Raw genomic sequence first — 13,511 nt, 5'->3', positions numbered from 1 at the left:
TATGGCTTGTTCTGTCCGGTCACGGACCGGCCGACTAAAAGGCCGGTATGGCGTGATCCGTACGGTCGCCCGGCGGCCGGCTCAGCGGCCCAGCCGGCGCAGCACCGCGTGCGGGCGGTTGGTGATGATGGCGTCGACACCCAGCTCGACGCAGAGGTCGACGTCCTCGGGTTCGTTCACGGTCCACACGTGGACCTGGTGGCCGGCCCGCTTCAGGCGTTCCACGTAGGCGGGGTGGTTGCGCACGATGCGGATCGAGGGGCCCGCGATGTGCACGCCCGCGGGCAGCCGCCCGTCGCGCAGCCGGGGCGAGACGAACTGCATCAGATAGACGGTCGGCAGTGTCGGCGACGCGGCACGCACGCGGTGCAGCGAACGGGCCGAGAAGCTCATGATCCGCACCGTCGACTCGGCGGCGGAGGCCGGGGCGTCCAGACCGAACCGCTTCAGCAGGGTCAGCAGCCGTTCCTCCACCTGGCCGGCCCAGCGCGTGGGGTGCTTGGTCTCGATGGCCAGCTCCACCCGCCGCCCGGCGTCCGCGACCAGCTCCAGCAGCCGCTCCAGGGTCAGCACGGAGGTCTCCTCGCGGTCCTCGGGCCGGTGCTCCCAGTCGGGCTCCTCGTCGCGCCCGCGCCAGGCCTCGCGGGTCTTCCAGGAGCCGAAGTCGAGGGCGGCCAGGTCGGCCAGCTCCAGCGCGGAGACCGCGCCGCGGCCGTTGGAGGTACGGTTCACCCGCCGGTCGTGGACGCAGACCAGATGTCCGTCGGCGGTCAGCCGTACGTCGCACTCCAGGGCGTCGGCGCCGTCCTCGATCGCCTTCCGGTAGGCGGCGAGGGTGTGCTCGGGGGCGTCCTCGGAGGCGCCTCGGTGGGCGACGACCTGAAGAGTGTGCTGTGGTGCGTGGGTCACCGCGTCATGGTGCCATCGCCGCCGGGTACACGGGGCGGCACGGATACGTCCGGGCGACGAACGGGGCGCGCACCCCCGCCCGCCTATGTAACTTTTGCCCTAGAGGCACTAATAGATCCTATATAAAGAGGACCGCCGGACCCACAGGCACCGCTTATGGTGCTCTGACGGCTCGTGGGAAAAGCTGACTACAGAGCAATGCGACCGACGACAACAGGCGTGGATCGAGGAGAAGAGCTGTGAGCACCGAGAACGAGGGCAACGCGGTACCCCCGGCGCCGTCCGCACCTCCCGTGCCGGTGGCCTCTCCCGACACCGCGCCGCACGGCCCCGCATCCGAGGGGAACGCGCCGACGGCGCCGCTCCCGCCCGTGCCCCAGGAGAACCCGGCGGCCCCGGCCGCCTCCACCGCCCCCGGCCCGGCCCACCGGCAGGGCCCGGCCCCCGACGGCTCCTGGCCGCCTCCGCCGCCGGCCACCCCGGTCTACGGCGACGCAGGCGGCCCCGTCTACGGCGACGGCGGCGGCGCGGGCGGCCCGGGCGGCGGCTGGGGCGCCTCGTACCAGCAGCCGGCCCCCAAGCCGCGCGGCGGACGCGGCGGGCTGGTGGCCGCGGTCCTGGTGGCCGCGCTGGTCGCGGGCGGCCTGGGCGGCGGGCTCGGCTACACCCTGGCCAAGGACAACGACGGCACCGGCTCCACCACCGTCTCGGCCTCCGACAGCGCCACGCAGGTCAAGCGCGCGCCGGGGACGATCGCCAACACGGCCGCCAGGGCGCTGCCCAGCACGGTGACCATCGAGGCCGAGAGCAGCAACGGCGAGGGCGGCACGGGCACCGGGTTCGTCTTCGACACCCAGGGCCACATCGTCACCAACAACCACGTGGTGGCGGACGCGGTCGACGGCGGCAAGCTCACGGCCACCTTCCCCGACGGCAAGAAGTACGACGCCGAGATCGTCGGCCACGCGCAGGGCTACGACGTCGCCGTCATCAAGCTCAAGAACGCCCCCTCCGACCTCAAGCCGCTCGCCCTCGGCGACTCCGACAAGGTGGCCGTCGGCGACGAGACCATCGCCATCGGCGCCCCCTTCGGCCTGTCCAACACGGTGACGACGGGCATCATCAGCGCCAAGAACCGTCCGGTGGCCTCCAGCGACGGCAGCTCCACCAGCAAGGCGTCGTACATGAGCGCCCTTCAGACCGACGCGTCCATCAACCCCGGCAACTCCGGCGGCCCCCTGCTGGACGCCTCCGGCGCGGTCATCGGCATCAACTCCGCGATCCAGTCCTCCAGCAGCGGTGGCTTCGGCTCCGGCCAGTCCGGCTCGATCGGCCTGGGCTTCGCCATCCCGATCAACCAGGCCAAGTACGTCGCCCAGCAGCTGATCAAGACCGGCAAGCCGGTGTACGCCAGGATCGGCGCCTCCGTCTCCCTGGAGGAGTCCGCCGAAGGCGCGAAGATCACGGATCAGGGCACGGGCGGCGCCGCGGCGGTCGAGACCGGCGGCCCGGCGGACAAGGCCGGCCTCAAGCCCGGCGACGTCATCACCAAGCTCGACGACCACGTGATCGACAGCGGTCCCACCCTGATCGGCGAGATCTGGACCCACAAGCCGGGTGACAAGGTGACGATCACCTACAAGCGGAGCGGGCAGGAACACACGGTGCAGCTGACGCTGGGCTCGCGGCAGGGCGACAGCTGACACGGGCGTCCGGCCGGGGGCGAGGAGGACAACCACCGCCCCGCGACCCGGCGCCGGGCCGGTAATGTGTACCCGCGTCGTCGGTCTCCGGCGGCGCGGGGAGGCGTGCCCGAGCGGCCGAAGGGAACGGTCTTGAAAACCGTCGTGGCAGCGATGTCACCGTGGGTTCAAATCCCACCGCCTCCGCAGAGGTTTTGAGCATGCAGGTCAGAAGGGGTGCCACTCTCCGGAGCGGCACCCCTTCGGCATGAGCCCGTCTCACGCGGCCCCGGCGGCATCCGCTCACGAGACCCGCTGTTCCGTCCCCGTTCGACGGGCTGTACAAGCGGGTGAGTCGGGGGCCGGGCGGTCACCCGTTCGGCGCTGTCCGGTGGCCGTCCGGTGCGGGGCGGCAAAAGCATGGAGGCGACGCGGTAATGCCATAGGCACTTGCCGGTCACATCCATCACCGGTCGTCATGCCGGACACGGAGGAGAGCCCATGCCCATCACGCCCGTACGACCTGTACCGCCCACAGACTCACCGCAGGTGATCGTGCACTCGGCCAGCGGTCTGTTCATCACGCCGATCGGCCACACGCACGACCCCGGGGAGGTCCGGTTGTGGCGGGGAGGCCTGAGGACCAACAACAAGCAGGACATGTGGGAGTTCATGCCCGCCGACGAACCGGGGCTGTGGCGGATCAAGAACGGGCAGGACGACCTGTACCTGACGGTCCGGGACAGGCACCCCAAGGCGGTCGTCTTCCAGGACCGCTGGAGCGACGGCAACAAGGGACAGCTCTGGCGGATGATCCAGGCGGATCCCGCGCAGGCCGACGTGGTCATCGCCTCGGCGCTCGACGAACGGCTGGTGATCGCGCCGGTCGAGAGCTGCCAATGGGCCGAGGCCACCTTGGAGGTCGACCAGCTCGGGCCCTACTCGGACCAGTTCTGGCGCTGGCGCAGCCCGCGCGGCTGACGACGTCGCCCGAGGCCACGACCGCCCGGACCGGAGGTCGCCGCGGGTTCCTGCCCCCGGCCACCTCCGCAGGGGCCGTGGTCTAGCAGGCCGCAAGGGGTGCCTCGGACGAGAGGCACCCCTTCTCGATGCGATGGTGCGCTCCCGGTCGTTGCCGGTGGTGTTCTCATCGGTTCTTCCCGGTGGTGCGCTCCCGGTCGTTCCCGGTGGTGCGCTCCCCGGCCGTTCCCGTGGTGTGCTGCCCGGTCCTTGGCCGTCCCGCTACTCGACGGCCGGGTCCTCCTGTGTCTGCCGTACTGCCTGCCGCACCGCCTGCTCCACCTCGCGCGGGTCGGCCCCCGTCGCTTCGGCGCGCGCGGTGATCGCCGCGTGCACCGCGTCCGAGGCCGTGCAGAAGCGGCGCCGCTGCTCGTCGTACGCGTCGCCGGTGAGGCCCGCCAGGCGGGCGCGTTCCTCCTCGGCGGTTCGTTCCAGCCTGATCAGTTCGTCGGGTATGTCCGTCACGATCGGATCGTAAGAGCCATCGCGCCGCCGCGCCTGTCCAGCCGGTGGCCGGGCCACTCGGCCGGCAGAGCCGGTCGACGGCGCCCGGTCGGAGGCGGTCGGCCCGGTGGCGCGGCGGTCGGGCTCAGGGCCGGTGCCCCGTCATCCTTGCCGCCGACGCGATCGTCGCGCGGGCCTCGCGTTCCGACAGGCCGGTGTGGAGGGCCGCCTCGGTCAGGGGGGCCGCCAGGGCGGGGCCGATGCCGTTCTCGTAGGCGCGGCAGGCCGCCCAGAACAGCCGGGTGTTGCGCTGGCCCTCGTGCGCGGCGAGCACGAACTGGACCAGGCCCCGGCCGTGGTCGCCCGTGGCGCCCGGTGCGGGCGGGGCCGCGTGGCGCGGGCGCGGCGGGGGCAGCAGGAGGCGGAGCAGGGACCGCGGGCAGGGCGCGGGGGCCAGGTGGGCGGTGCCGGGCGCGGCGGTGTAGAGGCCGTGGTCGGTGCGGGAGCCGGGGCCCACGAGGTAGCCGCCGGCGCCCCGGATGTCGATGCCGGGGGCGAGCCGGCCCGCCGAGTTGGGTACGGCGGTGTCCGGCGGGCCGGTCAGCCACAGGTGGCGGCCTCCGCTCGGGGTGAGCACGACCACCGTCTCCGGGATCGTGAACAGGTGGCGCAGGGCCAGTTCGCGCAGGGCGGCCGACGAGTCCGTGCCGGACTTGGTGTCCAGGTCGACGCCGATCAGGTGGTACGGGGGCAGCCCGCAGGCGATGCCGTAGCCGGTGGCCCGGGGAGCGGCGGCGAACAGCTCGCGGATGCGGGCCGGGTCGGCGGAGGCGTCGTACACGCCGTGGCCGAACCGGCCGCACTCGCCGTGGCAGGGCGTGGGGTCGGGGTCGTCGCGGTGCGGGGAGCGCAGGGCCGGGAGTTTCGTCCGGGACAGGGGGATGACGGCCAGGCCGCGTTCGGCGGCGGACAGGGCGTGTGCGAGGGCCAGCGTCGTGGCCTGCCGGTCGGTGGTGGCCATGGCTCCATGGTCGTACGTATGTTCGAAAAAGGGAAGGGCGGCCCTCGGTGGCGCATCGGTGAGGGGTGGATCGGCCGGAAAAGTGCCGGAACGATTCATCCCTTCTGCCCCTTGAGGGCCGGAAGTCCGTACCGACCCGTCCTGGGGTGTGACGTGGCTAATTATGGCGATGGAGGTTTGTCGACTTGTCCTCACGCTTGCGTGCGAATCATGGCTTCCAGGGTGGTTCGCCGGGGATCCGGTGGGCAACTCTGGTTGCGCGACGTCGTCCACGACAGTCAAGGCGGTCGGCCAACTGCTTTGACGCAAGCCGTAGTTCACTGAGTGCTTGGTTCTGGAGGAACAACATGGCAAGCATCCGTACCGCCCGCGCCATCGCCGCCATCTCCGCTCTCCCGCTCGCAGCCGCTCTTTTCACCGGTGCGGCGACGGCGGACGACGGCGCCATCGCGGACGACGGATCGAACGCGGGCGTGGCGTCCGTCATCGGCAGTGGGGTCGGCGGCGACAACAACGGCAACTCGTCCACCACGAACCAGAACGCGGTCGGCTCCGGTGCCTCGAACCAGAGCAACACCGCCCAGGTCAACGGCTCGGCGTGGACCGCCATCCAGCAGGGCAACGAGAACGTCGCCGTCAACTTCACCCACCTGTGGTGGTGATCCGCGGCTGAGGACCCTCGTGGGGAGGGCCCTCGGCGGGTGTGCTTCGGGGTCGTAACACGTCTGCGCGGCGGCACTTCGGTGCCGCCGCGTCGGCGTTCCCCGGGAGGGGGCGGGCCCGTTCGGCCTTGACACCCCGCCGTATCTGACGGACAGTCAGAAACCGTCCGGGCCCGAGTCAGGGGGTGGTGGCGTGAGCGATGAGCAGGCGCATGACGAACTTGGCGAGCGGCTGAAGGAGTTCGCGGGCCGGCCCGCCGCCGTCGCCGGCAGGGGCAAGGACCCGGTGAACGCACCGATGATCCGGCACTGGTGCGAGGCGCTCGGTGACACCAACCCGGCCTACACCGGCCCCGACGCCGTCGCCCCGCCCACCATGCTCCAGGCCTGGACGATGGGCGGCCTGACCGGACACCAGGGCCGCACCGGGGCGTACGACGAACTCCTCGGACTGCTGGACGCCTCGGGCTGCACCTCCGTGGTGGCCACCGACTGCGAGCAGGAGTATCTGCGGCCCCTGCGGCCGGGCGACGAGGTCGTGTTCGACACCGTGATCGAGGAGGTCTCCGCCCGCAAGACGACCCGACTGGGCACGGGCTACTTCGTCACGACCCGCACGGAGGTACGGGTGGACGGCGAGCCGGTGGGCATCCACCGCTTCCGCATCCTCAAGTACGCCCCCGCCCCGCGCGGACCGCGGACGCCCCGTCCCCGCCCGGTGGTCAACCGGGACAACGCCGGTTTCTGGCAGGGCGTGGCCGAGCACCGGCTCCTCATCCAGCGCTGCACGGCCTGCGGCACCCTGCGCCACCCCTGGCTGCCGGGCTGCAACGCCTGCGGCGGCCCGGACTGGGACACGGTGGAGGCGAGCGGCGAGGGCACGGTCCACTCGTACGTGGTGATGCACCATCCGCCCTTCCCGGCCTTCACGGCACCCGAGGAGGGCGCGGCGGGGCCCTACGCGGTCGGCCTGATCGAACTCGCCGAGGGAGTGCGGATGGTGAGCAACGTGGTGGGCGTGCCGTACGACAAGGTGCGCATCGGGCTGCCGGTACGGCTGGTGTTCCGGCGGTACGACGAGGATCTGACGCTGCCGGTGTTCGAGGCGGTGGACCGGTGAGGGCCGGCGAGCCGCTGCCGCCGCTGGAGATCCCGGTGACCCGCACGCTGATCGTGGCGGGCGCGATCGCCTCCCGGGACTACCAGGACGTGCACCACGACGCGGAGCTGGCCCGGCAGAAGGGCGCACCGGACATCTTCATGAACATCCTGACGACGAACGGCCTGGTCGGCCGGTACGTCACCGACCACTTCGGCCCGGCGGCGGTGCTCCGCAAGGTCGCCATCAGGCTGGGGACGCCCAACCACCCGGGGGACACGATGGTGCTGACCGGCAGCGTCGAGGAGGTCGACGGTGACACGGCGGTCGTCCGGGTCGTCGGGGCCAACAAGACCGGCACGCACGTGACCGGCACGGTGACCGTGACGCTCCCCGCCGGGGAGGCCGCCCGATGAGTCTGCGCACCCGGGACGGCCTCGGCGGACGCGCGGCGATCGCCGGCATCGGGGCCACCGAGTTCTCCAAGGACTCCGGGCGCAGCGAACTGCGGCTGGCGGCGGAGGCGGTGCGGGCGGCGCTCGACGACGCGGGGCTCACCCCGGCGGACGTGGACGGCCTGGTGACGTTCACGATGGACACCAGTCCGGAGATCACCGTGGCCCAGGCGTGCGGGATGGGCGAGCTGTCCTTCTTCTCCCGGGTGCACTACGGCGGCGGGGCGGCCTGCGCCACCGTCCAGCAGGCGGCGCTCGCGGTGGCGACGGGCGTGGCCGAGGTGGTCGTCTGCTACCGGGCGTTCAACGAACGGTCGGGCCGTAGGTTCGGCGCGGGCGTGCAGCACCGGGAGCCGACGGCGGAAGGGGCGGCGCTCGGCTGGGTGCTGCCGTTCGGGCTGCTCACCCCGGCCTCCTGGGTGGCGATGGCGGCCCGGCGGTATCTGCACGCGTACGGCCTGACGCCCGAGGCGTTCGGGCACGTGGCCGTGGTGGACCGCGGGTACGCGGCGACCAACCCGGCCGCCTGGTTCCACGGCCGCCCGATCACGCTCGCCGATCATGCCGCGTCCCGCTGGATCGCCGAACCGCTGCGCCTGCTCGACTGCTGCCAGGAGACCGACGGCGGACAGGCGGTCGTCGTCACCTCCCTGGAGCGGGCCCGGGACCTGCCGCGGCCGCCCGCCGTGATCGCGGCGGCGGCCCAGGGCGCCGGCCGGGCGCAGGAGCAGATGACCGGCTTCCAGCGGGCCGATCTGACCGGACTGCCGGAGATGGGCGCGGTGGCCCGCCAGCTGTGGCGCACCTCCGGCCTCGGCCCGGACGACATCGACGTCGGGATCCTGTACGACCACTTCACCCCGTTCGTGCTGATGCAGCTGGAGGAGTTCGGGTTCTGCGGCAAGGGGGAGGCGGCGGACTTCGTGGCCGGGCGGCGGCTGCCGCTCAACACGCACGGGGGCCAGCTCGGGGAGGCCTATCTGCACGGTATGAACGGCATCGCGGAGGCGGTCCGCCAACTGCGGGGCACGGCCGTCAACCAGATACCGGGGGCCGCCCGGACCCTGGTGACGGCCGGTACCGGGGTGCCGACATCGGGGCTGGTCCTGGTGGCGGACGGCTGAGTCGTCAGGGTCCGACCCGCAGACGGGTCGGACCCGCAGTCCACCTTCAGGAGGTGCAGTCAGCCCCACCCCTACAACCTGAGGGGGACTCCGCTTCGGGACCTGCGGCCGATCCGCGGCGCTGGGGCCGCTCCTAGCGTGGAGGCATGACCACACCCGTCTGCCCCAGCGCCTCGGACGCCGCCGCACCCGGGCGGCAGGGCCCCTCCCACGCTCGACTCCGCCCGCGCGGGGGGACCCCCGACTACCCGTCGTTCGCGTCGTACGTGCGGGCCCGTCAGCCCGTCCTGCTGCGCACGGCGCGCTCGCTGACCGCGAACCCGTGCGATGCCGAGGACCTGCTGCAGACCGCGCTCGCCAAGACCTACGTGGCCTGGGAGCGGATCGAGGACCACCGCGCGCTCGACGGCTATGTGCGCCGGGCGCTGCTGAACACCCGGACCTCGCAGTGGCGCAAGCGCAGAGTGGACGAGTTCGCCTGCGAGGAGCTGCCCGAGCCGGAGCCCGTGACCGGCGGCAACGACCCGGCCGAGCGGCAGGCGCTGCACGACGCCATGTGGCGGGCGGTCCTGCGGCTGCCGGCGCGCCAGCGGGCGATGGTCGTCCTGCGGTACTACGAGGACCTCAGCGAGGCGCAGACCGCCGAGGTCCTCGGCGTGTCGGTGGGCACGGTGAAGTCGGCGGTGTCCCGCGCGCTGGGCAAGCTGCGGGAGGATCCGGACCTGGTGCCGGCCCGCTGACCGGACCCCCGCTGCACCGAGTGACGCACTCCCTAGTGACATACCGCGTGGTATGTGCGCAGAATCAGCGCAACCTCTACCACCGCGTAGGCAATGTCGCCCAGGAGGACTCCGTGCTGAGCACCATGCAGGACGTACCGCTGCTGATCTCCAGGATCCTGACCCACGGGTCCGCGGTCCACGGGTCGTCTCGGGTGACCACCTGGACCGGCGACGCCGAGCCGCACCGGCGCACCTTCGCCGAGATCGGGGCCCGTTCCGCCCAGTTGGCGCACGCCCTGAGCGACGAGCTGGGAGTGAGCGGCGACGACCGGGTGGCCACGCTCATGTGGAACAACGCCGAGCACGTCGAGGCCTACTTCGCGATCCCGTCCATGGGCGCGGTGCTGCACACGCTCAACCTGCGGCTGCCGGCCGAGCAGCTGGTGTGGATCGTCAACCACGCGGCCGACAAGGTCGTCATCGTCAACGGCTCGCTGATCCCGCTGATCGCGCCGCTGCTGCCGCAGCTGCCGACGGTGGAGCACGTCGTCGTCTCCGGACCGGGCGACCGCGCCCCGCTGGCGGGCGCCGCCGCACGCGTGCACGAGTACGAGGAGCTGATCGCGGGCCGGCCCACCGCCTACGACTGGCCGGAGCTGGACGAACGCCGGGCCGCCGCCATGTGCTACACCTCCGGTACGACCGGCGACCCCAAGGGCGTGGTGTACAGCCACCGTTCGATCTACCTGCACTCCATGCAGGTCAACATGACCCAGTCGATGGGCCTGACCGACGAGGACACCTCGCTCGTCGTCGTCCCGCAGTTCCACGTCAACGCCTGGGGCCTGCCGCACGCCACCTTCATGACCGGCGTCAACATGCTGATGCCGGACCGCTTCCTCCAGCCGGCCCCGCTCGCCGAGATGATCGAGCGCGAGCGGCCCTCCCACGCGGCGGCCGTCCCCACCATCTGGCAGGGCCTGCTCGGCGAACTCACGGCGCGCCCGCGGGACGTGTCCTTCCTCGGCCAGGTCACGATCGGCGGCGCGGCCTGTCCGCCGTCCCTGATGGCGGCGTTCGACCGGCTCGGCATGCGGGTCTGCCACGCCTGGGGCATGACGGAGACCTCCCCGCTGGGCACGGTGGCCCGCCCGCCGGCCCACGCGGTCGGCACCGACGAGGAGTTCGCCTACCGCCTCACGCAGGGCCGCTTCCCCGCCTCCGTGGAGGGCCGGCTCACCGGCGCCGACGGTGAGCGCCTGCCCTGGGACGGCAAGTCCGCGGGCGAGCTGGAGGTGCGCGGCCCCTGGATCGCCGGCGCCTACTACAACGGCCCGGACGCCGAACCGCTCCGCCCGGACGACAAGTTCAGCGAGGACGGCTGGCTGAAGACGGGTGACGTCGGCACGATCTCCCCGGACGGCTTCCTCACCCTCACCGACCGGGCCAAGGACGTCATCAAGTCCGGCGGCGAGTGGATCTCCTCGGTAGAGCTGGAGAACGCGCTGATGTCCCACCCGGACGTCGCCGAGGCCGCCGTGGTCGCCGTACCCGACGAGAAGTGGGGCGAGCGTCCGCTGGCCACGGTCGTCCTCCGGCCGGGCGCGACCGCCGACTTCCAGACCCTGCGCACCTTCCTCGCGGAGGAGGGCCGGATCGCCCGCTGGCAGCTGCCGGAGCGCTGGACGATCGTCGAGTCGGTGCCGAAGACGAGCGTGGGCAAGTTCGACAAGAAGGTGCTGCGCCGGCAGTACGCGGAGGGCGAGCTGGACGTCACCAGCATCTGACGGTGTGGGACGACCCGGTCGCCCCGCACCCTCGTCCGGCGGCCGGGCCCCTCGTCCGGCGGCCGGTCGTCCCGGGTCCTTTACGTCCGGCGGCCGGTCGGCCCGGGTCCTTTGTGTCCCTCGTTCGGCGGCCGGTGGTCCCGGGTCCCTTGCGTCCCCCGTCCGGCGGCCGGTCGTCCTGGGTTCTTTGTGTCCCTCGTCGGCGGCCGGTCGGCCGGCGTCGTCCGTCCGTGGCACGGTCGTATCGCCTCCCCCGGCCGCCCGGTTCGCTGGGCGCCGGGCCTGGGCGGCCGTGCCCGCAGCCGGCCGCCCGGCCGCCCCGCCTCAGTCGTCACCGGCGTCCGGTGCGTCCGGCCGTGGCAGACCAGCCCAGCAGTAGCCACAGGCCGGCCACCGCGCACACCCCGGCCCAGCCCCAGTGCCCGAAGGCGGGGCCCGCGGCGGCCGAGGCGAGGGCGCCGCCGGCGAAGCCGGAGACGACGTAGGCCGTGTTGGCGGTGGCCGGTGTGGAGGTCGTGGTCAGGGCCAGGGTCTGGTTGGCGACATGGGAGGCGACCAGGGCCGCGTGGATCGCGACGGCGGCGGCGAACAGCGCCGGCAGCACGTGCCCGCCGAGCCAGAACAGCGGTACGGCGACGGCGGCCAGCGCGTAGGCGGTGCCGACGACCCGCGCCGCACCGAACCGGTCCACCAGGCCGCCCGCCAGCGGGGCCACCGCGCTGGCGGTCAGGCCGAAGAGGCCGAAGAGCCCGGCGGTCGCCGTGGACAGGCCGTAGCGGGGGCCGGTCAGCAGCAGCGCGAGCGAGGTCCACAGGGCGCTCCAGGCGCCGAACATCCCCGCCTGCCGCACGCACGCCCGCCACAGGTCGGGCGAGCGGCGCAGCAGCCCCGGCAGCTTCGCCACCCCCGAGAACAGCCCGCCCTGCCGCACCGGCCGCTCGGCCGGCAGGGCCAGGGCGGTGGCCAGTCCCAGGACGAGGGTCAGCACGGCGGACCCGGCGAACACCCAGCGCCAGCCGAAGCCCTGACCGGCCAGACCGCCGAGGACGCGGGCCGCGACGATGCCGGTGAACAGCCCCGCGATGACGGCCGCGACATGCCGGGCCCGCCGGTCGGCCGGGGCGCGCGCGGCCACCAGCGGGACGAGCAGCTGGGGGATGACGGTGGCCGCGGCGGCGACGAACACGGCGGCGGCGAGGGCCGCGGTGCCCGGGGCCACCGCCGCGAGGAGCAGGGCCGCCGTGGTGGCCACGGAGAGCCAGGCGACGAGCGGGCGGCGGTCGACGCGGTCGCCGAGCGGCGCGAAGAAGAGCAGGCCGGCCGCGTAGCCGAGCTGGGCGACCGAGGCGATCCAGGCCACGGCCGACGCGGTGGTGCCGAAGTCGTGGGCGATCAGCGGGAGCAACGGGGCCGCGAGGTAGATGTTGGCGGCCGTGACGGCGGTGCAGACGGCGATGAGCAGGAGGAAGAGGGAGCCGGAGGCCGACCGTTCGCGGGCGGGGGACCGGACCTCGGGTGCCTGGCGGATGGTGGTGGCTGACGGCATGGGCGGAGGTACTCCTTAGGCGCCGACTCAGACAACTAACTGGTTGGTTGATAGACGGCAACAGCGTGCCCGGTCTCCGGCATTCCCGTCAACCAAATAGTTGGTTACCTGTACGCGGACCCCTACCCTGTCCCCATGGCAGCAGTGAGGGACCCCGAGGCCACCAAGGCCCGTATCTTCGAGGCGGCGGTCGCCGAGTTCTCCCGGCACGGCATCGCGGGCGCCCGCATCGACCGCATCGCCACCGCGGCCAAGGCCAACAAGCAGCTGATCTACGCCTACTTCGGCAACAAGTCGCAGCTGTTCACCCAGGTCCTCGGCCGGTGCATGGTCGACCTGGCCTCGGCCGTGCCCGTCGTCCCCGACGACATCGACGGCTGGGTGGACCGCCTTCTCGACTACCACGCCGCCCACCCCGAGCTTCTGCGCCTCCTCTTCTGGGAGGGCATCGAGTACGGCAGCGACGAACTGCCCGACGAGGCGGCACGCCAGGACCACTACGCGCGGAAGGTCGCCGCGATCGAGGACGGCCAGGGCCGGGGTGTCATCACGGACGCCATCCCGGCCGGCGACCTGCTGATCCTGCTGACCGCGCTCACGAACTGGATGACCGTGGTGCCGCAGATGCGGCGGATCCTCGCCGGCCCGCAGGAAAGCGACCGCGACCGCCTGCGGGCCTCCATCAAGGAGGCGGCCCGCAGGCTGTTCGCCCGCTAGGGCGTCCCCGCGGTCCCAGGACGAACGGGAACCGCCGGCCGGCCCCCGGCCCCTGCCTCGCCCGCCGGCCCCTGCCCTTCCGGTCCTGGCGGTGCCGAGTCTCTGCCCTCTCGGCTCGGTCGGTGCCGAGCCCTGGCCTTCCCGGTCGGGTCGGTGCCGAGCCCGCGCCCTTTCGAGCCCAGGTGGTGGCGGTCCCTGCCCTTCCGGGCCCGGTTGGTGGTGAGCCCGTGCCCTTTCCGGCCCAGGTGGTGGGCTCAGCCCTGTCGGACCCGGGTGGTGGGCTGCTGCCCCTGTCGGACCCGGGTGGTGGTGGGCTGCTGCCC

13 protein-coding genes and 1 tRNA gene are annotated in these 13,511 nt (G+C 72.8%); 10 read left to right on the top strand and 4 right to left on the bottom strand.

The annotated features are described in order from the left end of the window. Positions 1–81 precede the first annotated feature (81 nt). Complete coding sequence (locus JK361_RS25330; RefSeq protein WP_201822043.1) at positions 82–909, bottom strand: glycerophosphodiester phosphodiesterase; 828 nt, start codon at positions 907–909, stop codon at positions 82–84. A gap of 239 nt (positions 910–1,148) precedes the next feature. Between JK361_RS25330 and JK361_RS25325 the strand changes: the two genes are divergently transcribed. The 3 genes from JK361_RS25325 to JK361_RS25315 all read left to right on the top strand — a co-directional run bounded on the left by JK361_RS25325 (position 1,149) and on the right by JK361_RS25315 (position 3,572). Further along, positions 1,149–2,612, top strand: coding sequence for a S1C family serine protease (locus tag JK361_RS25325; RefSeq protein ID WP_201822042.1), 1,464 nt, complete (start codon positions 1,149–1,151; stop codon positions 2,610–2,612). Between the two features lie 99 nt (positions 2,613–2,711). Continuing rightward, positions 2,712–2,798, top strand: a tRNA-Ser gene (locus JK361_RS25320). 294 nt (positions 2,799–3,092) lie between these two features. Then, the gene (locus JK361_RS25315) at positions 3,093–3,572 is read left to right on the top strand and encodes an RICIN domain-containing protein (RefSeq protein ID WP_201822041.1); all 480 of its coding nucleotides are present in this window, start codon (positions 3,093–3,095) and stop codon (positions 3,570–3,572) included. A 261-nt stretch (positions 3,573–3,833) separates the two neighbouring features. Here JK361_RS25315 and JK361_RS25310 read toward each other — a convergent pair whose 3' ends face one another. Together JK361_RS25310 and JK361_RS25305 are read right to left on the bottom strand one after the other, a co-directional pair. Further along, a complete protein-coding gene (locus JK361_RS25310) occupies positions 3,834–4,076 on the bottom strand; it encodes a hypothetical protein (RefSeq protein ID WP_201822039.1) in 243 nt (80 codons plus the stop codon). 124 nt (positions 4,077–4,200) lie between these two features. Further along, complete coding sequence (locus tag JK361_RS25305; RefSeq protein WP_201822037.1) at positions 4,201–5,076, bottom strand: bifunctional DNA primase/polymerase; 876 nt, start codon at positions 5,074–5,076, stop codon at positions 4,201–4,203. 347 nt (positions 5,077–5,423) lie between these two features. Between JK361_RS25305 and JK361_RS25300 the strand changes: the two genes are divergently transcribed. The 6 genes from JK361_RS25300 to JK361_RS25275 all read left to right on the top strand — a co-directional run bounded on the left by JK361_RS25300 (position 5,424) and on the right by JK361_RS25275 (position 10,925). Beyond that, on the top strand, positions 5,424–5,738 hold the full coding sequence (locus JK361_RS25300) for a hypothetical protein (protein WP_201822035.1): 315 nt from the start codon (positions 5,424–5,426) through the stop codon (positions 5,736–5,738). Positions 5,739–5,931: 193 nt separating this feature from the next. After that, positions 5,932–6,858 (top strand): bifunctional MaoC family dehydratase N-terminal/OB-fold nucleic acid binding domain-containing protein, encoded by a 927-nt coding sequence (locus tag JK361_RS25295; protein ID WP_307787319.1) that lies wholly within the window; start codon positions 5,932–5,934, stop codon positions 6,856–6,858. After that, the gene (locus JK361_RS25290; RefSeq protein ID WP_201822033.1) at positions 6,855–7,253 is read left to right on the top strand and encodes a MaoC/PaaZ C-terminal domain-containing protein; all 399 of its coding nucleotides are present in this window, start codon (positions 6,855–6,857) and stop codon (positions 7,251–7,253) included. The genes JK361_RS25295 and JK361_RS25290 overlap by 4 nt, the downstream gene beginning before the upstream one ends. Further along, positions 7,250–8,416, top strand: coding sequence for a lipid-transfer protein (locus JK361_RS25285; RefSeq protein WP_201822032.1), 1,167 nt, complete (start codon positions 7,250–7,252; stop codon positions 8,414–8,416). The genes JK361_RS25290 and JK361_RS25285 overlap by 4 nt, the downstream gene beginning before the upstream one ends. 146 nt (positions 8,417–8,562) lie before the next feature. Next, positions 8,563–9,156, top strand: coding sequence for a SigE family RNA polymerase sigma factor (locus tag JK361_RS25280; RefSeq protein WP_201822029.1), 594 nt, complete (start codon positions 8,563–8,565; stop codon positions 9,154–9,156). A gap of 113 nt (positions 9,157–9,269) precedes the next feature. Then, on the top strand, positions 9,270–10,925 hold the full coding sequence (locus JK361_RS25275) for a long-chain fatty acid--CoA ligase (protein ID WP_201822027.1): 1,656 nt from the start codon (positions 9,270–9,272) through the stop codon (positions 10,923–10,925). Between the two features lie 331 nt (positions 10,926–11,256). Here the strand turns inward: JK361_RS25275 and JK361_RS25270 are convergent, their stop codons facing one another. After that, positions 11,257–12,471, bottom strand: a complete 1,215-nt coding sequence (locus tag JK361_RS25270) for an MFS transporter (RefSeq protein WP_201822025.1) — start codon at positions 12,469–12,471, stop codon at positions 11,257–11,259. A gap of 135 nt (positions 12,472–12,606) precedes the next feature. On the opposite strand from JK361_RS25270, the gene JK361_RS25265 reads away from it, so the two are divergent. Further along, positions 12,607–13,188 carry a TetR/AcrR family transcriptional regulator gene (locus JK361_RS25265; protein ID WP_201822023.1) on the top strand — a complete coding sequence of 194 codons (582 nt, stop codon included), beginning with the start codon at positions 12,607–12,609 and terminating at the stop codon, positions 13,186–13,188. The last annotated feature ends 323 nt before the right edge of the window (positions 13,189–13,511 follow it).

The organism is Streptomyces musisoli, assembly GCF_016741855.1.
Classification (GTDB): domain Bacteria; phylum Actinomycetota; class Actinomycetes; order Streptomycetales; family Streptomycetaceae; genus Streptomyces; species Streptomyces musisoli.
This window is presented reverse-complemented; position numbering and strand designations above follow the sequence as displayed.